Origin of the sequence: Pseudomonas sp. R4-39-08 (assembly GCF_003852275.1) — a bacterium.
GTDB lineage: Bacteria > Pseudomonadota > Gammaproteobacteria > Pseudomonadales > Pseudomonadaceae > Aquipseudomonas.
On the sequence record NZ_CP027733.1, the window covers coordinates 2,997,040 to 3,019,547 of the forward strand.

The following is a 22,508-nucleotide window of genomic DNA, read 5'->3' on the forward strand; positions in this document are numbered from 1 at the left end:
GTTATCTCCCGGCGGCCGAAACGGTGCTGTCGACAGGTGCGTGGATGAGGGCGTGCCGCAGCAGGTCGGCGATGATGCGCGGGCCTTCCTGGGTCAGCAGCGACTCGGCATGAAACTGCATGGAGGCAAACGACGGCCCGCGCAGCGCGTGGACCTCGCCGGTCTCGCTGTCGCGGCTGATCTCGACCGTGCCGATGCCGTCGATGTCCAGGCGGTCACTGGAACTTTGGGCCGCGAATGTGTTGTAGAAACCCACCCGTTCGGCGTTGCCGAACAGGTCGATCTGTTTTTGCACGCCCTGGTTGGGAATGGCCTTGCGTTGCAACTGCAGGCCCAGGCACAGGCTCAGCACCTGATGACTCAGGCACACCGCCAGGAAAGGTCGCTGCTGGCTGAGCAGGGAACGAATGGCTACATGCAAATGGTCGATTTTCGGCAGCTGGACATCGCTTGGGTTGCCAGGACCGGGGCCCATGATCACCAGGTCGTAACCGTCGAAACTGTACTCGTCGCTGAAGCTGCACACCGTCACCACCAGGCCCAGCGCCCGCAGCTGTTTGGCGATCATCGAGGTGAACGTGTCTTCGGCATCGACGATCAGCACATGCCGCCCGTTGAAGTCGGCTTGGGTCTGTTGGCGCTGCTGGCTGTCCATCAACCAGAAATCCGAGACGTAGGCATTGCGGCTGGCCAATGCTGCGCGTACCTGCAGATGGCCACCGAAGCGCGAAGGCGCCTGGTTTTTCAGTGCGGCGATCAGGCCGGCGGCCTTGGCCCGGCTTTCGGCGGCTTCGGTCAGCGGCTCGGAGTGGCGCACGATGGTCGAACCCACGCTGATGCGTACTTGCCCGCTGTTATCGATGTCGGCGGTGCGAATCAGGATCGCCGAGTCCAGGGAACGGCCGCCTTTGCCATCGCTGCCGATCAGCGCGGCCATGCCGCTGTAGTACGCACGGCCTTGCGGCTCATAGCGCTGGATCACCCGGCAGGCGCTTTCCAGCGGGCTGCCGGTAACCGTCGGGGCGAACAGGGTTTCGTGCAGGATCTCGCGCACATCGCGGCGGGTCTTGCCTTCGATGAAGTACTCGGTGTGGGCCAGGTGCGTCATTTCCTTGAGGTAAGGACCGAGGACGTGCCCGCCGTCTTCACAGATGCGCGCCATCATTTTCAGCTCTTCGTCGACCACCATGTACAGCTCATCGGCCTCTTTGCGGTCGGCCAGGAAGTCCATGACGTCGGTCAGGCTGGGGCCGGCGGGAGGGTAGCGATAGGTGCCGCTGATGGGGTTCATCACCGCGAGCCCATCCTTGACGCTGATGTGGCGCTCGGGGGACGCGCCGACAAAGGTGCGACTGCCGGTGTGGATGATGAATGTCCAATAGACGCCTTTTTCCCGCTCCAGCAGATGACGAAAGAACGACAGCGCACTGGCCGGGCCGTACTCACTGATCTCGGCCAGAAAGGTGCGCTTGATCACGAAGTTGGCGCCTTCCCCGGAGCCGATTTCGTTGGCGATCACTTGGCTGACGATCTCGGCATAGGTGGCGTCGCTGAGGTCGAAGCGTTCGTTGTTCAATTGAATCGGCACGTTGGGCAGCAACGCCAGCAACTGCTCAATGCCGATGGACTGCTGCTCGGTGATGTTCATCGCCAGCAACGGTGACCCATCGTCCACCGCCTCGAAGCCGCGTTCTGCAATCTGGCGGTAGGGAATCACCGTCAGTACATCCAGGCGCGGGGCACCGATCGACGGGGCAGGCAAGTCGATATCGGCCAAGACCCGTGGCTGCGACATCTCGCCGATCAGCACGTTCAGCAGCCCGGGGCCGCTGGATTCCGGACGGTACAAAAGGGCAAACGGTTCGGGCGCCGGTTGCAGGATGCGTTCCATGAGGCGGGCGGCGGCTTGGCTCATAGCACCACCTCGTCGGTGGTGATGACCATGGCGCAACGGCTGGCGGCGTATTCCATGGCCATCCAGTGATGCTCCTTGCTGAAGTCGGCGATCGCGTCGGCCACGAGGAAGGGTTGGATGTCGTTGGAGTAGGCATCCACGCTGGAAATCAGTACCCCGACATGCGCATACACCCCGCACAGGATCAACTGATCGCGCTCGCCGGCGTGCATGCGTTGCAGCAAGTCGGAATTGAAGAAGGCGCTGTAGCGCCACTTAGTCAGCAGCCAGTCACCCGGTTGGGGCGTGAGGGCGTCGACCACCTCGCGGTCGGCCGGGCTGGCCTGCATGCCTGGGCCCCAGAAATCCTTGAGCAGCCCGCGTTGCTCCGCGTTCATGCTGCCCGGTTGGGCGGTGTAGGCCACCGGCACGTGGTTGTCGGCGGCCCACTGGCGAATGCGCGCGGCATTGCTGACCACTTCTTCACGCAGGGCCTGGGGCAAGGGCCGCAGGAAGTAGCGCTGCATGTCATGCACCAACAGCACGGCGCGCTCGGGGTCGATACGCCACTGCGCGAGGTTGGAGGGCAGGTCGCGGGAGGTGGGCAGGGCGTAAGGGACGATCGATGGAATGCCGGTCATGGCGACAAACTCCAGTCAGAGGGAACCAAGGGTGGAGGAGGGCAGGTTTGCCAGGCCATCACCGCAGCAATGGCTTGCCTGGGGTTCAGGCGCGGGTCGCACAGGCTTGTGTAGTGGCTGGCAACCTGGCTCAGGCCGGCGGCATCGGAGGCGCACTCGCTGACGTCATCGGGGGTGGTTTCCAGGTGCAGTCCGCCGGCCACGCCACCGGCCGAGATCACGGCATGTTTGAAGGCGGTGATTTCCTCGGTAATGGTCTGCACCATGCGGGTTTTGTTGCCGCAGGGCGCGACGATGGTGTTGCCGTGCATCGGGTCGCTGAGCCAGATGATCTGGTGGCCGGCACGGCGCACCGCTTCAACCAGCGGTGGCAGGCGGTCAGCAACCTTGTGGGCGCCCATGCGGGCGATCAGCGTCAGCCGGCCGGGTTCGTGCCTGGGGTCCAGGCGCTCGCACAGGCTCAGCAGTTGGTCCTGGGTGATGTCCGGGCCGACCTTGCAGGCCACCGGGTTGAGTACTTCGCTGAGCAACGCTACGTGAGCGCCCGTCAACTGGCGGGTACGCTCGCCAATCCACGGCCAGTGGGTTGAGCCGAGAAATACCCGGCCCTGTTCGTCCTGGCGCACTTGCGGCAGTTCGTAGTCGAGCACCAGCATTTCGTGGCTGGTCCAGGCGGGAGAACCGCTGAGCGGTTCCTTGCCGGCCGGGTCCTTCCACCCCAGATGCTGCATGATGTCCTGCGCCGCGCGATAGCCGCGCACCAGGCGTTGCGCATCATGCTGGCGATGGCCGCTGACTGCCTCGCGACCGTTGACCATGTCACCGCGATACACCGGCAACTCGACATCGCCGATGCGTTCGCTGTGGTTGGAACGCGGCTTGGCAAACTGCCCGGCAATCCGCCCCACCCGCACCACCGGTTGCTGGGTTACCAGCCGGAACGCACCGGCCAGGATGTCCAGCACCGCGGCTTTGCGCGTCACATGGCTGGGCGCGCTTTCATCCATGTCCTCGGCGCAGTCGCCGCACTGGATGATCATCGCTTCGCCAGCCGCGACCCTGGCCAGGGTGGCACGCAGGACCAGAATATCTTCGACGCGAATCAGTGACGCGCTGTCCCTGAGGTAGGCCTGCGCGTCATGCAATTGCGAGGGTTCGCTCCATTGAGGCTGCTGGAACGCTTCACAATTTAGAACCCGTTTCAGTAAGTCTTCCATGATGCGATCACTCTCCCAAAGGATTAAGTAGGGATGCCTTCACGCTTGATGTGCGGTACCGCAATACCCAGGGCGCGCAGTTGTTGAAAGACGTTCATGAATTCACGATTGCGTTTTACTTTGCCGTCCTCCAGTTCGAAGGAGTGCAGGAAGTGATTCTCGTAATAACCTTCCGGGTAACCCGGAAAGAGAATCTTGCCGTGACCATCGCACTCGACCCAAATATGGTTAGGGTCATCGGTTTCAAACACCTTGACGTTGTACCATTCCCAATCCGGGAAGCACTTGAGTGACCAAACAGCGTGTTCGGCCAATTTGGCTTTGCCACTGATTACAATCGGGGCGCCGGTATCCGTGGTCCATAAGCCGCCGGAACCGTCTTCAGTGAATAGTTCATGACGGCGCAGGCGATCCTGGCCTTTGGTGCGCATGTATTGCTCGACCGTGGCGCGGTTCTTGCGACGTAGTTCAGTGTCATTAGTTGTCAGTTGTTGTGCTGCGCTAGTAGACATGCTCAATCTCCAATGGATAAAGGGCTTATGAGGCGGGGATCCCTTCACGCTTGATGCTTGGAATCGGGATGCCCAAGGCGCGAAGTTGTTGGAAGGGGTTCATGAATTCACGGTTTTGCGTGATCTTGCCGTTGTCCAGCTCGAAGGAATGGATGTAATGGTTTTCGCAATACCCCTCCGGGTAACCGGGCACCAGGGACTTGCCGCGACCGTCGCTTTCCACCCAGAAATGGTTGGGATTGTCGGTTTCAAACACCCGGACGTTGTGCCACTGCCAGTCTGGAAAGCACGTGTCCAGCCACACGCCGAGGGCGGCGAGTTTCGCGTGGCCTTTAAACACAAGGGGCTGACCGGTTTCGGTGTTCCAGGAGCCGCCGCTGCCATCCGGCGTAAACAGCTCATGCCGGCGCAGGCGATCTGCGCCGTTAGTGCGCATGTACTGTTCAACCGTGGCGCGATTTTTTTGGCGAAGTTCGAGCTGATCATTAAAACCGCCGGTGATAAGCGAAGCAGGCATGGGCAGCGTTCTCCTTAGTTGGATTAAGATTTAAAAATCAAGTAAATATTTAGTTAATTGCGCATGGCTGTATCTAACAGTTGTTTTAACTGTCGCACCTTTGCGGCTGTTCCGAGCGGTGTTGTTTATACACCCGCATTTCCGGGGCTTGGAACTACCAGATCTTGTAGTGGCTCAAGCCTGAGTGGGGCGGTGCGGGCTGTCGCACAGGTTGTTGCAGTATTATGAATGGGCAGGTTCATTCGTCGGCCGAGAAACAGTGGCCTATGGCTAGTTAGTTGGGTTAGACATAAGAAATCTAGTGCTAGTGCGAAGCAGTCTATGGCGCTGGAATTTTATGTTTGACATGAGTTCAGGTTGGTTTAGTCTCACGACTCCTTTCAAGCTTTATAGGTGTTCAAAATGGAATTAGGACAACTGTTGGGGTGGGATGCTTATTTTTACAGTATCTTTGCGCAAACCATGAACATGGAGGAATTCACGGCGGTTTCATTAAGGGTCTTGCGTGAACTGCGGTTTGATTTCTTTGCTTATGGCATGTGCAGTGTGACGCCGTTCATGCGGCCCAGAACCCATATGTACAGCAATTATCCCGAAGACTGGATACAGCGCTATCAGGCAGCTAACTACGCAACGATCGACCCTACGGTGAAACACAGCAAAGTCTCGTCGGCCCCCATTTTGTGGAGCAATGAGCTGTTCCGGGGCTGCCCGCAGCTGTGGTCTGAAGCCAACGATTCGAATCTACGCCATGGCCTGGCACAACCTTCGTTCAACACCCAAGGGCGTGTCGGGGTGTTGAGCCTGGCACGCAAGGACAACGTCATCAGTCTTCAGGAGTTCGAAGCATTGAAGCCGGTGACCAAAGCGTTTGCCGCGGCGGCCCTGGCGAAGATTTCCGAGTTGGAAAGCGATGTTCGTGCGTTCAACACCGATGTGGAGTTCAGCGAGCGGGAATGTGACGTGTTGCGCTGGACCGCAGACGGCAAGACCTCAGAAGAAATTGGCGTGATCATGGGCGTGTGCACCGACACCGTGAATTACCATCACCGCAACATCCAACGCAAACTCGGTGCCAGCAACCGCGTGCAGGCCGTGTCTTACGCGGTCGCGCTGGGCTATATCTGAGGTTCATCGACTGCGCCGAGTCGTCCAGCAGGACGACTCGGCCGGTATCATGCGGTCTCTTCCAGAAACGCCTCGGACGTGAAGGCTGAAGGCATGCGCGCACCACGGTGGTGTTCACGGTGAGCCGAAAGTTTGATCGCGAGGATTTTTTCGTCCTGGTGCAGGGTGACTGGCCCCAGGCGTTCGTAGTTGACCCCATTGATTTTGTAATAGCGCTCCATCGTGCTGTTGACGATTCCGACGATGGCATCGGCGCCTGCCAAGCTGGCGGTCTTGAGGCTTTTCCAGAACAAAGGCATGGCCAATTGCGGTTCGCGGGTGGTGAAGCGGGTCATTTCCCAGATGGCGGTATGCTTGGGCGGTGTACCTGCGCAGGTATGGCTGAAGACGCCCTCCAGCAGGTTGGGGAATATTGTGGGTATCAGGCGGGCGCAGCCTATAATGGAATGGTGCTCGTTGAATGCCAGGAGGTAGCGGGCGTGCTCCGTGTCGTATTGATCCCACTCACAACCGGCCTGGTGCGGCTGGATGGGCAGTCGCCATCCAAGTTTCTCGACGAATTGTTCGTGCCGAAAGCGACCTAACATGAGTTTGAGCTCGTCACTCATTTCGCTCAGCGTATGCTCTTCCATGTGCATGACAGGATGTTCCTTGGGAGGGGTGAAGTGCGGGTTTTTATAGAGGACTTGTAGAGGCTTGGCACCTACAAGATCTTGTAGTGGGCTCTATGCGCCATTTTTACTGAACTACCGAAACCCATAATGATCTAGCGTCCATTGCAGGCTCAGAAAAGATCTTTCCGGGTGAAACGAGATTTATCTGAAGTGGAACGCCGTCTCAGGCAGAGTAGGCCCCAAGACGGTGGAAACAGATGCGTTCCAATCAGGTGTTTGAGGGATGAACGATGTTGAATTTTGATGAGCGCCCCAGGGACGCGCGCGAGCCCAGTGAGTACGAGAAGCTGGTCGCGATGGGAACTCAAACGCTCGATGCCATTCCCGGGGCTATCTATCTCTGTGACCACAACGGGTGGCTCGTCCGATTCAACAGCGAAGCGGTCGAGCTGTGGGGTAGGACACCGGCGCTGGGGGAGGGCGGAGACCGCTTCTGCGGTTCGTATCGCCTTTATTCCACAGATGGCACGCCGTTGGCCGTTGACGAATGCCCAATGGCCTCAACCCTCAACGCGGGCCAGTGCGCGCGTAACCAGGAAGTCTTGATCGAGCGCCCTGACGGATCGCGATTCGTGGCACTCATGAGTATCCGCACGCTCAGAGACCGGGAGGGACACATCCAGGGCGCAATCAACTGCTTTCAGGATATCTCGACGCACCACGCCATCGCCGAGGAACTGCGGCGCAAAAGCTCCGACCTTGAAGACTTTTTCGAAAACAGCGCCGTGGGCCTGCATATTGTCAGCGGAGAAGGCATCATCCTGCGGGCCAACAAAGCCGAGTTATCGCTGCTGGGCTATTCAGCGGACGAGTACATCGGCCGTCATATCACCGAATTCCATGTGGATGAGCCGGTTATCGGTGACATCCTCACCAAGCTTGGCAGCGGCGATTGCCTGAACAGCTATCCGGCGCGCCTAAAAGCCAAGAACGGCACCATCAAGCATGTCGCGATTACATCCAATGGGCGCTTTGAAAACGGCAAATTCTTCAATACCCGTTGCTTCACTATCGACGTGACCCGCGTGCACGACGCCGAAACCGAGCGCCAGGAAAGCGATGACCGCTTGGCGGCGACTTACGAGGCGGCGACCATCGGCATTGCGGAAGCAGGGGAGGACGGTCGCCTGCTGCGGGTGAACGATGCCCTGTGCACCATGCTCGGTCGGTCTCGCGAACAACTGCTGGCGATGACCTTCCTGGACTACACCCATCCAGACAGTGTCGAGCAGGACGCGGCGTTATACGCACGGCAGGTGGCGGGCGAACTGGACAATTACGTGTTGCGCAAACGGGCCGTAAAGCTCGATGGCCAGCCGATCTATCTGGATATTCACAGCTCATCAGTAAGGGCTGCCGATGGCAGGTTCCGCTACGGCGTACGGGTCATCCAGGACGTGACGCTGGCCCGAGAGATGGAACACCGCGTGCGCGAAAGCGAGCGACACATGCGCAACCTGCTGGAGGCGCTGCCGGCGGCCGTCTACACCACCGACGCCGAAGGGCGCATCAACTTCTATAACGGCGCGGCCGTCGAGTTGTCGGGGCGCACACCGCAACTGGGCGACCTGTGGTGCGTCACCTGGAAACTGTTCAACACCGATGGCACGTATCTGCCTCACGACCAATGCCCCATGGCCGTGGCGCTCAGGGAAAATCGGCCCGTGCGGGGCGTCGAGGCCATTGCGGAGCGCCCGGACGGCACTCGCGTATCCTTTGCGCCGTATCCGACCCCTCTGCACGATGCCGACGGAAACCTGATCGGTGCGATCAACATGCTCGTGGACATTACTGAGCGAAAGCAGGCAGAAGACCGACAGAAAAACCTGATCGATGAACTCAATCACAGGGTCAAGAACACCCTGGCCACGGTCCAGTCCCTGGCGGCGCAAACAGCGCGCAGCGCGCGGGACGCCAACGAAGGCTATGTCCGCTTCGAAGCCAGGCTGCTCGCGTTGTCGCGTGCCCACGACTTGTTGACGAAGCGGCATTGGGGCCACACTCCGCTGAGCGTGCTGGCCCATGAAGTGCTAATGCCGGTATTCGGCGATGAACCTGGGCGCATCATGATCGCCGGTGATGCCATTGATGTGGACACCCGCGTCGCCCTGAGCCTCACCATGACCCTCAATGAGCTGGCAATCAACGCCCTGAAATACGGTTCGATGTCGAACGAGACCGGGACACTTTACGTGAACTGGAGCGTTCAACCCCAACCGGACGGCGCGCTACTCACCCTGGACTGGCGCGAGGAGGGCGGCCCTGCGGTGATCACGCCAGAACGCAAAGGGTTGGGTTCGCGTTTGATGCAGCGCTGCATCGAGCGTGATCTAGACGGTTCTTTTGAACTCGACTTTGCCCATGAGGGCGTTCACTGCCGCTTCTCGTTTATGGTCGTTGAGAACACACCATGACCGTGTTCCCAGGGATCAGGGTGCTGTTGGTTGAAGACGAAGGCGCCATCGCGATGTTGATCGAGGAAATGCTCGAAGACATGGGATGCACGGTAGTCGCCTCCGTGGCCCGACTCGCGAAGGCACTCGAAAAGGCCAGTGTGCTCGACGTAGACCTGGCGATTCTGGACGTGAACCTGGCGGGAGAACGCGTGTTTCCGGTTGCCAGCGTTTTGCGTGCGCGCAATATTCCGTTTTTATTCAGCACGGGGTATGGAGCCAGCGGCCTGCCGAAGGAGTTTGCTGGCTGTCCGGTTTTGCATAAGCCGTTTGCGGAAGACGATCTTCGGTTGAAGATGGCGCTGGCGTTGAATGAGGCGTGATCAGAGCGCGGTTTATTGACGTCAAATCATAATTGTGTAGGGCGCCATTCAGTTGCCCGATTGACCGCCGATATCTATTCAAGTCGTATCCGTTGGCGGTAAACCGAGGGTCAGTCCATGTTCAATAAAACTATAAAAGATGAACTGGAGGCCAGGAAGGCCGAAGTAGTGGGTTACAAGGGATTGTTCGAAGCACTGGGCCGCTCTATGGCGGTGGTCGAGTTTGATCTGGACGGAAAGGTGCTGCGAGCCAACGATAATTTTCTCGCCACCATGGGCTATAGCGCTGACCAATTGCCTGGTAAGTCGCATCGGGACTTCTGCACCCCTGCGTTAACCCGCAGCGCGGATTACAGCCAGTTTTGGGCGCAACTGCGTGCCGGTACATTCGTGTCGGGTACTTTCCAGCGAATTAACGCGATGGGGCAGAATGTCTGGCTTGAAGCCAGTTACAACCCGGTGCTCGACGAGCGCGGTCAAGTGAACAGGATCGTCAAGTATGCACTGGACGTGACTGAAAAAGTCGCTCAAGAAGCGCTGGCGCGGGGCAAACTGGCCGCGCTGGATCGCGCCATGGCTGTGATTGAGTTTGATCTAACTGGCAATATCCTCTCGGCCAACGACAACTTTCTACACACCATGGGCTACGGCCTGAACGAGCTCAAGGGTAAGCACCACCGGCTGTTTTGCGAGCCAAGCTTGATCAATAGCAGCGAATACAGCGACTTCTGGCGTCGATTGAATGCCGGCGAGTTTTTCAGTGGCCAGTTCAAACGTATCGGCAAAAACGGACGGGTAGTCTGGCTGGAAGCGACCTATAACCCGGTGTATGACGCTGACGGCAAATTATCGAAGATCGTCAAGTTCGCCAGTGATATCACCGCGCGCATCGAGCGCTTTGAAGAGGACTCGCGCGGCGCTTCCCGGGCGTACCATATTTCCGCCGAGACTGAGAAAGTCGCCGAACAGGGCGCCCAAGTCATCCAGGAAACAGCCAGAGAGATGCGCCAGATAGCCGAAAACATTGGTGCGTCGGCGCGGCTGGTCGGTCAGCTGGGTGACCGTTCCGAACAGATCACGGCGATCGTCAATACCATTCGCGGTATCGCTGATCAGACCAACCTGCTGGCCCTCAACGCCGCCATTGAAGCCGCTCGAGCGGGCGATCAGGGCCGAGGCTTTGCGGTAGTGGCCGACGAAGTCCGACAACTGGCAGGGCGCACCAGTCGCTCGACTGCCGAAATTGCCGAAATGATCGGCAAGATCCTTTCCGAAACCCGTGATGCCGTCGCCAGCATGAACGCTACTCAAGAAGGTGCGCAACGCGGCGTAGGCCTGGCCGATCAGGCCGGCTCGGTGATATTGCAGATCCGCAGCGGCACCAGCGACGCCGTCGCGGCGGTGAGCATGTTCGCTTCCAAACTCGACGAGTCGGAAGTGATTCCCAAAACTGCGGTCAGTTGGGTCGGGTAAAAGGTTAGAGCAGGTGTGCGCTTTTGGTTGGGACATGCCTGCCTTAATACTTAATTTAACAAGTGGGCGATGTCAGATGTTCATAAGCAGCTAACGGAGCAGAGATTGCTGACTCAATGCTCTGGAAATTAGCTCAATTGTTCATCGTTTGATGTTCATAGAGCCATTTTTCTACCCGCTTAATCCCGCTGCCCCTACATCTGACGGTTCGGAACAGGACCTAAAGCTCGACCTCAGTCTGCTTGCTATTTCGACTTTGGAACAGTTGAGTGATGTCGTGAGTAGTTGGCGGAGCAGCCACCGTCATAGGTTTCAACTTGGATTCGATGGGGGCGTCCATGACGATTTGATTGACGAGCTTTCGTCGCTCATCGCAGGGCTCATCAGCTTTCTCCCAAGCATCTCGGAAGGCGGTATGCAGGATATAGCTATAGCTCACTTTGCAAGATACTCGGTAGGAGCGCTCCTGCTCCTTCCAAAAGTCGGATTTCTGAAGGCTGCGCACGTCCGAAGGTGTCCAACCTTCCTGGGTCGTCCGCTCAGCCCAGTATTCGCTGACACAATTTTGGATATTGCCTTCGCCGGCCTGCATCGCCGACTGAAATGCTGACTGCCAGTCGGCATATGCTGGTGTAGGGCATGTCAGCTCTTTAGCATGTTTGGCCAAGCCTTCTTGGTAGTTTCGCGCCATTAACGCATCGACTGCGGCGCTGGGAGCCCGGGCTTGCTTGGTGGCCTCAGCCTTCAATTGGGCTAGCGTGGTCTTTGCCAGATCGAGCGGTTGCAGCTGTAAGGATTGAAGTTTTTGTGCAATAGAGTTTGCTTCTGCTTCTTCGAAGACTTTCAGGGTATAGGTGCTACCCGACCTATTCAGGATTTGAACGACACTGCTGGGTAATGCCAGATCGCCCAGTAGGCTCTGTAGCTTCAGCCCATAGTGCTGAGTTTGGAGAGCGGAGAGGGCGGACTCAGCCGTTTTGGCCTCAGCAATTGCCTTTCCGGCTCGACGCGTCGCATCGAGCGCCGACTTCCCAGCATCTTCGACCTTCTGGTTAAGCGTCGCGACTTGAGCTTCGATGGCAGATCGCTGATCGGCCAATTCTTTGTTTCTTGCTTCCCCCGCCGCCAAGGTTTTGGTCTGCATATCCATCTGCTGTTGAAGTTTCCGTTGCTCGATCTGCAGGCGGGCTAGGTCCTCGGAGACAAGCTCCTTCTGAAAGACTGGGCGGACGGTATAGATGTACCCATAAACAACGACCACCAACATGAGCGCTTGAGATACGTTTGTGACAATCCCTGTATACGACACCGCTTTCTCAAGCCTTGAGGAGCTGCCAGTGGGCTTGGCGGGCTGCGTCACGTTAGCGCTGGGGCACTGTTTTCCGAGAAATCGTACGTATCGATTACGAGCTGCCACTCTGTTTCCTAATGGGTGAACATTACTAATGGTTGGCGCTTAAGCGCGAAAATTCAACTGATGTTTTTGGTATGGCGCAGTGATATCAGTCTGCGCTCCGCATCACAATACTTTTGGTGGGGTGCGTCGGCGTAAAGAGGGATGCTACTCCGATATACCGCTTTCCCATTTTGGCAATGAAACGAAGTGAATCGTTTTGCCCACGTCTGACCTCAGGTCTGCGCTGGACCGGCGCGAAAACCAGTACACCGAAGAATTGGCAGGGCTCGCCGGTGGCGTAACCGTCCAGCAAAGCCAGAATCGTTTCGAAGTGGCAGGCCAAGATAGCCTCATCGATATCAAGATCCCGGGTTCTGGCACGCCAAATATGAATTCGTCGAATCAGTGACTTACGTGGTTTATGAGCATATCTGACATAGCACACGATTTAACATAATATACATTATGCGTACTCACAGATATTCCATACAGGGCGTCTCCCAGGTACATTTCATACCCCAGCCACATCCCCTCAGGATTTCCCGCATGCATGAAGCAGCCCATCACATCATCGATCTTTACGAACGTCACGCTCAAACATGGGATCGAGTTCGTTCACGGCGCCTCGTTGAACAATCCTGGCTGGATCGTTTTCGTCAGGCCATGCCGATTGCGGCTGGTGATGTCCTCGACGTTGGCTGTGGCTGCGCCGAACCCATGGCAGCTTATTTGATCGACGCGGGTCACGCTGTATGTGGGATTGATTCGTCCACGGCGATGATCACCTTGTGTCGGCAACGTTTCCCGCAGCACGCCTGGCATGTGGCCGACATGCGCCAGTTGGCGTTGAATCAGCGTTACGCTGGCATTCTGGCGTGGGACAGTTTCTTTCACCTGACGCCTGATGATCAGCGTCGAATGTTCCCTATTTTCCAAGCCCATGCCCAGCCTGGTGCTGCACTGATGTTTACCAGTGGCACGGCACATGGCGTTGCGCTGGGCAGCTTTGAGGGCGAAACGCTTTATCATGCCAGTCTGGACCATGGTGAATATATTGCGCTGCTCAATGCCCGCGGTTTCAGCGTCGTTGAGCAAATAACAGAAGATCCGGAATGTGGCGGGCATACCATCTGGCTGGCTGTTTTCGGCTGAAATCGACCTGTTGCCCTGCCTGTTTTTATAGATATATCGTATAACTCAACTAAATGACTATTTAGTATAGTTATATCTACCGATCACCAATCAGCAAAAAAAAACTTCAATAACCACCCGCCGCCGTCATCGCTCCGCCCACGATCGCAATTCCTGAACTACTGCCCAAACGTGTCGCCCCGGCTTCAATCATCTTTAAAGCCGTCGGATAATCGCGCACACCGCCGGACGCCTTTACACCAACCCCTGCGCCCACGGTCTGGCGCATCAGTGCCACATCTTCGACTGTCGCACCGCTTCGGCTGAAGCCGGTGGAGGTCTTGACGAACGCCACACCCAAGTCGCGGCAGATTTCGCAGGCCTGGACCTTCTGCTTGTCGTCGAGCAGACAGGTTTCCAGTATGACCTTCAACGGCACGGCGCCGCAGGCCTCGTGGACCAGGGCGATGTCTTCGCGCACGGCGTCCAGCAGCCCGTCTTTCAACCATCCGATATTGAGCACCATATCGATCTCCCCTGCCCCGGCGGCAATTGCCCGTTGGGCTTCGAAAGCCTTGGTGTCACTCAGACCGGCCCCCAATGGAAAGCCCACAACAGCACAAATCACTACGCTTTTGTCGGTCAGGCATGACGCGGCGTAAGGTACTTGACCCGAGTTCAGGCAAACGGAGTAAAAGCCGTGTTCGCGGGCCTCTTCGCACAAGGTTCGGATCTGCTCACGGGAGGCGTCGGGAGCCAGCAGGGTGTGATCGATGTACTTGGCCAATGCTGCGGGTGGAAGATTGTTCATTTAACGAGCCCTTGCCTGTATGTTGCCAATGATTGTGGCGCGCGTGTCACAGTGCGCACATAAAATAGTTACAATATTAACATTTAATGTTACTTATTTAACAACAACAATCAACCTCTGGAATACTCGTGGACAGTAGAAAAGCCGAGCGACTGAAGCTCATTCAACAAGCCTTGCAGGACCAGAATGCCATTCACTTGAAGGAAATGGCCGCGCTGCTGGAGGTTTCCGAAATGACCCTGCGCCGCGATCTCAACCATTTCAGCGATCATCTGCGCCTGCTGGGCGGCTACATCACGCGAGTCGGCAACGAGGCCGGCGATTATCGCGTGGCGGAGCAGGACACGCGTCACGTTGAGGAAAAACGCCGCATCGGAAAGCTCGCTGCCCAGTTGATCCAGGCCGGTGACACGGTGTTTTTTGACTGCGGCACCACCTCGCCTTTTGTGGTTGATTTCATTCCCGATGCGCTGGAGTTCACGGCGGTGTGCAGCTCGCTGAACGTGCTGCTCAAACTGCAGAACAAGCCCAATTGCCACATCGTGTTGTGCGGTGGCACCTTTCACCGCAAGAATCAGGTTTTTGAAAGCCGCGCCGAAAGCAGCATCCTCGACAGCGTGCGCCTGACATGGGCCTTTGTGACCGCCGCCGGCGTCAGCCAGGAATTCGGCGTGACGTGCTTCAACTTCAACGAAGTCGAGGTCAAGCAAAAGGTCATACGCCAGGCCCAGCAGCGCGTGCTGCTCGCCGATTTCAGCAAGTTCGACACGGTGCGCACCGCTCACTTCGCCGCCCTGGAAGACTTTCACTACGTGGTCAGCGACAAGAAAATCCCCCGTGGCTACAAGGAAGTCATCCAGGCCAACGGCACGCAATTGCTGGTCTAACCCAACAGTTTCTGCCGCTCCTGCGCACTCAAGTAACCGGTGGTGACACTGAACGAAGCGCTGGCTCCAGCCGCCAGCACACGCACGTGACCTTTGGCTTTCTCGGCGTTATAGCCCTCGGGTTCACAGGTGGACGGCAGAACGAACGCCGCCACTTGCTGATCCGGCGTGTACAGGATCCAACGCGCGGCGTGCTCGAACTGTTCGGGACGGTAACGGGTGTAAAACGCCGCGCCATCGGGATGATCGAGTAGAAAATGCGCCTGGCCCGCGGCGTCAGTGGCAACACCATCAAAGAAAAACACGATCTCGGGGTCGTACAGTGACGGCTGTTCAAGGCAGGCCAACTGAGTCGGGTGCTCGGCCAGTCGGGCCATGTAGGCGCTCCAGGCTGGCGTCGGCTTGACGTGGTCCGGCACGCTGGTACGCAGGCGCAGGCGTTGCACGCCCAACGGTTCGACAAACCGCGCACCGGTCACAAACGCGTAGTTCATGTGGGCCATGTACATCAGGTCCATGGGCTTTGCGGCAAGGTTCGTCACGTCCATATCGATATCGAACAAGGCCGAATCGGCGCGCAATGTGACGCTGGGGCAAGCCAGGTAACGATCGCCAAACCCCTTGGCGTACTGATACGAGCCGCCCAGGCGCAAAAAGCCCTCGCCCACTTCCAGCCAGGCCGTGTCCAGCGGCGCGCAGGGCATTTCGCCGTGCAAGGCGTGCGTGTCGTCCGGTGTCGGGCAACCATTGCGCAGCAGGCCACTGTGAAACATGAAGCAGCCATAGGTGTCGATGATCGTCGGGCTGGGCCGAGGTTGCTCGAACAGGTTGTTCATGGTCAGGTTACAACCGTCGAACTCGGCTGACCAGATCATCTGTCCTTGATAAGGCAGTACCACCAGCTTGCCACGGCTGTTCTCCAGGCTCAGGGCCAACACACCGGACGCATAGGTCCAGGCACTGACCTTGAATGCAGGGGATTGCAGGAGGATCTTTTCCTGCTCGCCAAACACCGCTCGGTACAGTGGGATACGTGTATTCATGAGGCCACCGCCCCGGTGGCGCCCGCCGGTAAGGTGCCGGGTTGGCGCATGCACTTGAGCGCATACATCACGATCACGATAAAGCACAGTAACGGCACGCTGTAAGCCAGCTGCATGTTGCCGCCGCTGGCGTCGGACAGCAGGCCCTGGAAGATCGGGATCACCCCGCCGCCTACAATGCTCATCACCAGCAAAGAGCCACCGACACCGGTGTCTTCACCCAGGCCATCGATGGTCAGGCCGTAGATGGTCGGCCAGCAGGGGCCGAGGAAAATGCTCACGCCGACTGCTGCATACACCGCCGAAATGTTCGGCACCAGAATGGTATAAGCCAGCAGCACGATACACAGCACGCCGTAGATCGCCAGGACCTTGGCGGGGTGCAGCCGCCGCATCAACAGGTTGGCGATCAGCTTGCCGACAAAATACGCGGCAAAGGTGGTCAGCAAAAACCAGGAGGCGCTGCGCTCGTTCATACCGCCCATTTGCATGGCCAGGCGAATGGTGAAACTCCACACGCCGACCTGGGCGCCCACGTAAAGAAACTGCGCCAATACGCCAAAGGTAAAGCGTGGGTTGCGCCACAGCCGGCCCAGGCTCTGACGCAGACTGCCGGGCTTGCTGCCAGCGGGCTTATTGCCCTTGCAGGCGGGAAATCGCGTAATGGCGATCAGGATAAAGATCAGCACCAGCACGGCAATCATCCACTTGTAGGGCAAGAGCGTGGACTGGATCATTTGCAACTGCGCAACCGCCGCCTCGGAAGCGCTCATCTGCGTCAGTTGTTCCGTGGTGGCGTCCGTGTCCTTGAACATCACAAAGCTGCCTACGTACACCCCGGCCATTGCGCCGAAGGGGTGGAAGGTTTGCGAAATGTTCAAGCGTCGGGTCCCGGTTTCCCGTGGCCCCATCAGTGTCGAATAGGTGTTGCACGCGGTTTCAAGGAACGACAGCCCGGCGGCTATTACAAACAGCGCCAACAGGAACATGCCGTACTTGGCCGTGGACGCCGCCGGAAAAAACAACAGGCAGCCGAACATATACAGCAGGAGGCCGATCAGGATCGTGCTCTTGTAGCTGAGGCGACGCACCACCATCGCGGCCGGGATCGCCACGAAAAAGTAGCCCAGGTAGAACGCCGACTGCACAAAGGCGGTCTGGAAATCACTGAGCAGAAACGCTTTCTTGAAATGGGCGATCAGCACGTCGTTCATGCTTGCCGCCGCCGCCCACAGCGCAAAGATGCTGCACAGCAGGATAAAGGCGAACCAGGGCGTGCGGTTCAGGTAGAAGCCATCGGGAGTCGGTTGCAGCGCAGGTTTGTTCATTATTGTTCTCCGGGCTGGGTGGGGTGTTACCGCTGTTGCTGGAAACGCGTGAACGTTTCGTGGTCGGGATAAGACGTTTGCGTACCCAGCGCCATGACCGAGCACGCGGAATACGCTACCGCCTGTTCAATGGCCTGGCGGATATGACCGTCGCGGTTCCAGTGGTGAATGAAGCATCCGATAAAGGCATCGCCGGCCCCCGTGGTATCACGGGCCACCACCTGAACGCCGGGCACATGGAATTCGCCCTCTTCGCCCACGTACAACGCACCGTGCTCGCCAAGGGTGACGATCACGTGGCGAATGCCGCTGGTGACCAGGCTGCGCGCGGCGGCCTGGGCCGAGGCCGGCGAGTTCACGACGTGACCGGTGATCAGCGCCAGTTCCGATTCGTTGGGGATCAGGAAGTCCAGGTGCGCCAAATGCTTGGCGCTCAACCCGGTCAGCGCCGGTGCCGGGTTGAGCAGCACCGCGATAGCGTGTCGGTGAGCGAATTCGATGGCGTGGTAGACCGTCTCCAGGTTGATTTCCAATTGCAGCACGATCAGCGTGCATTCACGCAGGTCCGCTGCAGCGGCATCGATGTCCGCCGGCGACAGATGCGCATTGGCTCCTTTGACGATCAATATGCTGTTGTGCGAGTCAGTTCGCACGAAGATCGGCGCGACGCCGCTGGAAACACCCGGCACGCGCTGCACGTAACGGGTGTCGATGCCAAAGCGTTGGAAGTTGGCCACGGTGTTGTCGGCAAACATGTCGTCGCCGACCTTGCTCAGCATCAGGACATCAGCCCCCAACTTGGCGGCCGCGACGGCCTGGTTGGCCCCCTTGCCGCCGCAACCGAGGGCAAAACCCGGCGCTTCGAGGGTCTCGCCCTGGGCCGGCATGCGGTCGATGTAGGTAATCAGATCAACCATATTGCTGCCGATGACTGCGATCTTGCTCATTGCTATTCCACCTTGTTACGGCACGACGAGGCAAAGCGTGCCGCTCTTGTTTTGTTATTTAAATAACATTAGGTGTGAATATTCAATCTTTTTTTGTGGGGTCGGATCAATTTTGCCGGATGGTCTTACCCGGTTCCCCTTTCTCCGGACAAAAAAAACCGGCCTCAGAGGCCGGCCGTTAATCAACAGGTCTACACGCTGAACCGATCCACCGACTGCGACAATTTCCCGGCCAGGCCGGCCAGCTCATCGGTGGTCGCGGCTGTCTCACCGATGACGCGGCTATTGTTTTGCGACATACCGGCGATCATCTCCACCTGGTGGGCGATTTCATTGCTGGCCAGGCTCTGCTCGCCGATGGTCCGGGAGATGTCGTTGACCAACTCCGTGGTGCTCAAGGTGGCCTGCAGAATCTCGCGAATGGCGCGCTCCACATCGGCGGTCACGGCCATGCCTTTGTCCACCTGGGCGACGCCCTCCTCCATGCTGGTCACCGCTTCCCGGGTGCTTTGCTGGATACGCCCGACCATGCTGGCGATTTCCTGGGTGGAGGCGCTGGTGCGGCCGGCCAGGCTGCGTACTTCGTCGGCAACAACGGCAAAACCGCGCCCTTGTTCACCGGCGCGAGCGGCTTCGATGGCGGCGTTGAGGGCCAGCAGGTTGGTTTGGTCGGCGATGCCCTTGATCACTTGGATGATGCTGTAGATGGCCTCGGATTCCTTGTCCAGGGTGCGAATGACCAGGGCCGATTGTTGGGCGGAACGGGCAATGCCGTCCATGTCGCTGACCACTTGGTGAATCACCCGGCCGCCGTCCTTGGCCAGGGCTTCGGCCTGGTTGGCCATGTCCAGCGCGCGCCCGGCGTGGCGGGTGATTTCTTCGATGCTGGCGGTCATTTCGCTGGCGGCGGCGGCCATGGTGCTGGCTGCGGCGCTTTGCTGCTGGCTGCTGCCCGCCACTTCATGGCAGCCCTGGCTCAGTCGTTCGCTCACGCCATTGACGCCGTGGGCATTGCTGCGCACCACGTCGATCATGCCGCGCAGGTCGCGCTGCATGGTGGCAAGGCTGCGAATCAATGAACTGGCTTCGTCCTTGCGGCTGGGCTCGACAATCGGCTCGCTCAAGTTGCCGCTGGCGATACTCGCGGCGATGCGGCTGGCAGCCTGCAGAGGCCCCATGATGCTGAGGATTACCCAGCGTCCCTGGGCCAGCAGTAGCAACAGGCTGGCGATCAGTACCGCGCCCAGGATCAGATTGGCGTTATGGATGGTGCGTTGGGTAGCCTCGCCGGTGCGTTCGGTATGGCTTTCGATCAACTCACTGAAGGCGCCCATTTGATCTTCGAGCTGGCTGAAGGCTTTATTGAAAGTTTCAAGCTCCCCGCGAGCGCCTTCGGGGTTGCCCAAGGCCAGCGCGACGATACGCTCGGCGGCGCTGATGTAGGTGTCCAGGCTGGGCTTGATGTTGTCGAGGTTGGTTTTGAGCGTGGCTTCCAACGGCAACTTGAGGTTGTCCCCCAGTACCTTGCGAAAGTTCTCGGCGTGCTCCTTGAGCGAACTATTGACCTCTGCGGCGGTGGTGGTGCTTTTGCCCAGGCCCACCAGCATGGCGGACAACACATCGGCGCGCAGCGCGTCATGCATCATGTCGGCTTCCATGTGGTTGCGCAAAACGGTCATGCTGACCTCGTTTTCCTGCACGGCAGCGCTCATCTGTCGGTTTCCAAGGTAACCGGCCAGGCTCATGACCAGGGCGGTCAGCAACCCGGTCGCAATCAACAGCGTCAAGCGTAATTTGATCGTCATGCGGATATCCCCTTACCCAAGCGCCGATGCGTCGTTACTAGCGTTATCGGCATCACTGGCTGTTAGTGAAGCTCAAGTTTGCGGATCTGCGCGGATACCTTAAGCTGGGCGTCTTTTGCTTGCCCGGGACACCCATGCCTCAACGTATTGCCCACCTCGCCTTGCTGCTGGGGTTGATCACCGCCATCGGCCCGTTCGCCATCGACAGCTACCTCCCCGCCCTGCCCACCCTGGGCGCCAGCCTGCAGGCGTCGCCCGCCGCCGTGCAGATGAGCCTCACGGTATTTTTCATGATCATCGGCGTGTGCCAGCTGTTCTACGGGCCGCTCAGCGATGTGTATGGACGCAAGCCGCCGATCTACGCCGGCCTGGTGATTTTCGCCGTGGCCAGCGTCGGTTGCGCGTTGGCGCGAACCATTGAAGTGCTGATCGGGTTTCGCGCCCTGCAAGCGTTTGGCGCGTGCGCCGGCATGGTCATCCCGCGGGCGATCGTGCGCGACCTCTATACCGGCCATCAAGCCGCGCGCTTGATGGCGCTGCTGATGCTGGTGATGAGTGTGTCGCCGATCCTCGCGCCCCTGGCCGGCAGTGTGGTGATTTCACTCTGGAGCTGGCGCGAGGTGTTCGCCGTGCTGGCGGTGGTGGCCGTGCTGTGCCTGGTGATGACCGTTGTACAACTGCCCGAAACCCACCCGGCCGAGCGGCGCCTGGGCAAAACCCTGGGCGGTGCGATCCGCAGTTACGGGGCGCTGCTGCGCGATCCGGTGTTTATCGGCCTGGCGGTGGTCAGTGGCTTTGGCCTGGCCACGTTCTTCGTGTTTATCGGCAGTGCGCCATTTGTGTATATCCAGTATTTCGGCTTGACGCCAACCCAGTTCAGCCTGTGCTTTGCCGTCAACGCCGCCTCGTTTTTCGCCATGAGCCAGCTGACAGCCCGCCTGAGCGCGCGCTTTGGCCTGGCACCGCTGATTCGCTGGTCGGTAATTGCCGTGGCGGCCGTGATGGCGCTGCTGGCGGCCACCACGCTGTGGGGCGATAACCTGGCGTTGATGATGACCCTGCTGTTTGTCGGCTTCGGCTTTCTCGGCCTGTTGTTGCCGGCCGCCGGGGTGTTGTCGCTGGAGGATCACGGTGCGGTGGCAGGGTCGGCGTCGGCGTTGCTGGGCGCGATTCAGATGGTCACCGCCGCTGTGTCGATGACGCTGGTGGGGCTGTTCGCCGACCATACGCCCGCGCCAATGCTGGTGGGCATCGCGCTGTGCGCGGCCGCCGCCCTGCTCACGGTGATATGGACGCTGCGCCGCTTGCCGCCGCACCTGGCGAATGCTTGAACCTTACAAATCGAAGCGATCCACCGCCCGCCGCCGCTCATTGTCGTCACGCACGTCATAGCTGGCGGTGGTCTGGATATTGGTGTGATGGGCCAGCTTCTGCGCGATCGACAGGTCATGCTCCTCGATCACCCGGGTAATGAACGAGCGGCGAAAATCATGGGGCATGATCTTCACGCCCACCTGGTCCCCGCGCTGGCGAGCGATGTAGTAAATCGCGTGTTTGGTGATGCGTTCCCGGGTGATATGGCTGCCGCGACGGATACGGTTGAACAGGAACGGGTCGTCCTGTTCGCCTTCCTTGAGTTGCCCGCGACGAAACTCCAGCCAGGCCTGCAGCTTGGCGAAGGCCCAGTCCGGCGCGTATTTGATCAGCTCTTTATTGCCCTTGCCGATCACGCGCAAGCTGCGCTGCTCAAAATCGATCTGCGCCAGGTCAAGGTTGACCGACTCCGACTTGCGCATGCCCGAGCCGTACAGGATGCCGATAACCGCGGCATCGCGCAGGCCTTGCGGGCGCGGGTCGGCGGCGCAGACCTCCATCATTTCGCGGATCAATGTGCGGCGCAGGTTACGCCCCTGCCCCAGGCGCGTACCGGACGCGGCCTTGACCGAACGCATTTTCAACAAGTGTTCCTGGCTGATCAGGCTCATCCGCCATGCTTCGTTCATCACCCCGCGCACGGCATTCACATACAGCGACGAGGTGTTCGGCGCATAGCCGTCTTCGCGCAACGCAGCGACCAGGCCGATCACCTGTTCGGGCTGCAGCAGGTGCCAGTCGATGTCTTCAAGGTTGACGTCTTCAAAGCCCAGGCGGTCGGCGGCGTCCTGCAGCACGTAGCGCATGGTCAGCTGGCTGGAGAGCGCCAGGCGGGTGAGGTAGAGGGTCAGCGGGTTGCGGATGGACTCAGTCAAGGTAGATCAGCCTTTGGATTAAATATCACGAGCAATCTATTGATTAATCGCGATATTTATTGAATTGGCGAGGGCCGAG

19 protein-coding genes and 3 pseudogenes are annotated in these 22,508 nt (G+C 58.8%); 8 read left to right on the forward strand and 14 right to left on the reverse strand.

Translation table 11 applies throughout. The features are described from left to right. Window position 1 precedes the first annotated feature (1 nt). From C4J88_RS13640 to C4J88_RS13660, 5 genes are read right to left on the reverse strand one after another with little or no spacing between them, the layout of a single operon-like run. Entirely contained in the window at window positions 2–1,891 is a 1,890-nt protein-coding gene (locus C4J88_RS13640; RefSeq protein WP_372238018.1) for an anthranilate synthase family protein, read from the reverse strand. 20 nt (window positions 1,892–1,911) lie between these two features. Further along, entirely contained in the window at window positions 1,912–2,535 is a 624-nt protein-coding gene (locus C4J88_RS13645; RefSeq protein ID WP_124404198.1) for an isochorismatase family protein, read from the reverse strand. Continuing rightward, window positions 2,532–3,752 (reverse strand): 3-deoxy-7-phosphoheptulonate synthase, encoded by a 1,221-nt coding sequence (locus C4J88_RS13650; protein WP_124407224.1) that lies wholly within the window; start codon window positions 3,750–3,752, stop codon window positions 2,532–2,534. Before C4J88_RS13650 ends, C4J88_RS13645 begins: the two co-directional genes overlap by 4 nt. 23 nt (window positions 3,753–3,775) lie before the next feature. Further along, window positions 3,776–4,264: a PhzA/PhzB family protein gene (locus C4J88_RS13655; RefSeq protein ID WP_124367076.1), complete on the reverse strand. Its 489-nt coding sequence runs from the start codon at window positions 4,262–4,264 to the stop codon at window positions 3,776–3,778. Between the two features lie 25 nt (window positions 4,265–4,289). Beyond that, entirely contained in the window at window positions 4,290–4,781 is a 492-nt protein-coding gene (locus tag C4J88_RS13660; protein WP_124407225.1) for a PhzA/PhzB family protein, read from the reverse strand. Between the two features lie 402 nt (window positions 4,782–5,183). Here C4J88_RS13660 and C4J88_RS13665 point away from each other — a divergent pair, with 402 nt between their 5' ends. Beyond that, a complete protein-coding gene (locus C4J88_RS13665; RefSeq protein ID WP_124365155.1) occupies window positions 5,184–5,909 on the forward strand; it encodes an autoinducer binding domain-containing protein in 726 nt (241 codons plus the stop codon). 47 nt (window positions 5,910–5,956) lie between these two features. Here the strand turns inward: C4J88_RS13665 and C4J88_RS13670 are convergent, their stop codons facing one another. Continuing rightward, the gene (locus tag C4J88_RS13670) at window positions 5,957–6,547 is read right to left on the reverse strand and encodes an acyl-homoserine-lactone synthase (protein WP_124407226.1); all 591 of its coding nucleotides are present in this window, start codon (window positions 6,545–6,547) and stop codon (window positions 5,957–5,959) included. A 266-nt stretch (window positions 6,548–6,813) separates the two neighbouring features. Between C4J88_RS13670 and C4J88_RS13675 the strand changes: the two genes are divergently transcribed. The 4 genes and pseudogenes from C4J88_RS13675 to C4J88_RS28105 form a co-directional block, all read left to right on the forward strand. Continuing rightward, window positions 6,814–8,997 carry a PAS domain S-box protein gene (locus C4J88_RS13675; protein WP_124407227.1) on the forward strand — a complete coding sequence of 728 codons (2,184 nt, stop codon included), beginning with the start codon at window positions 6,814–6,816 and terminating at the stop codon, window positions 8,995–8,997. Continuing rightward, window positions 8,994–9,359, forward strand: coding sequence for a response regulator (locus tag C4J88_RS13680; protein ID WP_124367081.1), 366 nt, complete (start codon window positions 8,994–8,996; stop codon window positions 9,357–9,359). The genes C4J88_RS13675 and C4J88_RS13680 overlap by 4 nt, the downstream gene beginning before the upstream one ends. Before the next feature lie 207 nt (window positions 9,360–9,566). Continuing rightward, window positions 9,567–10,244: pseudogene (locus C4J88_RS28100) on the forward strand (PAS domain-containing protein); the annotation flags it as partial. Between the two features lie 111 nt (window positions 10,245–10,355). Next, window positions 10,356–10,832: pseudogene (locus C4J88_RS28105) on the forward strand (methyl-accepting chemotaxis protein); the annotation flags it as partial. A gap of 220 nt (window positions 10,833–11,052) precedes the next feature. Here C4J88_RS28105 and C4J88_RS13690 read toward each other — a convergent pair. Continuing rightward, window positions 11,053–12,249 carry a hypothetical protein gene (locus tag C4J88_RS13690; RefSeq protein WP_124407228.1) on the reverse strand — a complete coding sequence of 399 codons (1,197 nt, stop codon included), beginning with the start codon at window positions 12,247–12,249 and terminating at the stop codon, window positions 11,053–11,055. A gap of 525 nt (window positions 12,250–12,774) precedes the next feature. On the opposite strand from C4J88_RS13690, the gene C4J88_RS13700 reads away from it, so the two are divergent. Continuing rightward, the gene (locus C4J88_RS13700) at window positions 12,775–13,380 is read left to right on the forward strand and encodes a class I SAM-dependent methyltransferase (RefSeq protein WP_124407230.1); all 606 of its coding nucleotides are present in this window, start codon (window positions 12,775–12,777) and stop codon (window positions 13,378–13,380) included. Window positions 13,381–13,486: 106 nt separating this feature from the next. On the opposite strand, the gene deoC is transcribed toward C4J88_RS13700, so the two are convergent. Then, window positions 13,487–14,170, reverse strand: coding sequence for a deoxyribose-phosphate aldolase (gene deoC / locus C4J88_RS13705; protein WP_124367085.1), 684 nt, complete (start codon window positions 14,168–14,170; stop codon window positions 13,487–13,489). Between the two features lie 128 nt (window positions 14,171–14,298). Between deoC and deoR the strand changes: the two genes are divergently transcribed. Continuing rightward, window positions 14,299–15,057 (forward strand): DNA-binding transcriptional repressor DeoR, encoded by a 759-nt coding sequence (gene deoR, locus C4J88_RS13710; protein WP_124362918.1) that lies wholly within the window; start codon window positions 14,299–14,301, stop codon window positions 15,055–15,057. On the opposite strand, the gene C4J88_RS13715 is transcribed toward deoR, so the two are convergent. From C4J88_RS13715 to C4J88_RS28115, 5 genes and pseudogenes are all read right to left on the reverse strand, one after another. After that, window positions 15,054–16,100: an aldose 1-epimerase family protein gene (locus tag C4J88_RS13715; protein WP_124407231.1), complete on the reverse strand. Its 1,047-nt coding sequence runs from the start codon at window positions 16,098–16,100 to the stop codon at window positions 15,054–15,056. The genes deoR and C4J88_RS13715 overlap by 4 nt on opposite strands. Next, window positions 16,097–17,428 carry an L-fucose:H+ symporter permease gene (gene fucP, locus C4J88_RS13720; RefSeq protein ID WP_124407232.1) on the reverse strand — a complete coding sequence of 444 codons (1,332 nt, stop codon included), beginning with the start codon at window positions 17,426–17,428 and terminating at the stop codon, window positions 16,097–16,099. Before fucP ends, C4J88_RS13715 begins: the two co-directional genes overlap by 4 nt. Window positions 17,429–17,454: 26 nt before the next feature. Then, window positions 17,455–18,375 (reverse strand): ribokinase, encoded by a 921-nt coding sequence (gene rbsK, locus C4J88_RS13725; protein ID WP_124407233.1) that lies wholly within the window; start codon window positions 18,373–18,375, stop codon window positions 17,455–17,457. A gap of 191 nt (window positions 18,376–18,566) precedes the next feature. Continuing rightward, the gene (locus tag C4J88_RS28110) at window positions 18,567–19,430 is read right to left on the reverse strand and encodes a methyl-accepting chemotaxis protein (protein WP_372238019.1); all 864 of its coding nucleotides are present in this window, start codon (window positions 19,428–19,430) and stop codon (window positions 18,567–18,569) included. Beyond that, window positions 19,425–20,180, reverse strand: a pseudogene (locus C4J88_RS28115) (MCP four helix bundle domain-containing protein); the annotation flags it as partial. The gene C4J88_RS28110 and the pseudogene C4J88_RS28115, both read right to left, overlap by 6 nt. Before the next feature lie 134 nt (window positions 20,181–20,314). On the opposite strand from C4J88_RS28115, the gene C4J88_RS13735 reads away from it, so the two are divergent. Further along, window positions 20,315–21,511, forward strand: a complete 1,197-nt coding sequence (locus tag C4J88_RS13735; RefSeq protein ID WP_124407235.1) for a multidrug effflux MFS transporter — start codon at window positions 20,315–20,317, stop codon at window positions 21,509–21,511. 3 nt (window positions 21,512–21,514) lie between these two features. On the opposite strand, the gene xerC is transcribed toward C4J88_RS13735, so the two are convergent. Continuing rightward, window positions 21,515–22,429 (reverse strand): tyrosine recombinase XerC, encoded by a 915-nt coding sequence (xerC, locus tag C4J88_RS13740; protein WP_124407236.1) that lies wholly within the window; start codon window positions 22,427–22,429, stop codon window positions 21,515–21,517. Window positions 22,430–22,508: the final 79 nt, after the last annotated feature.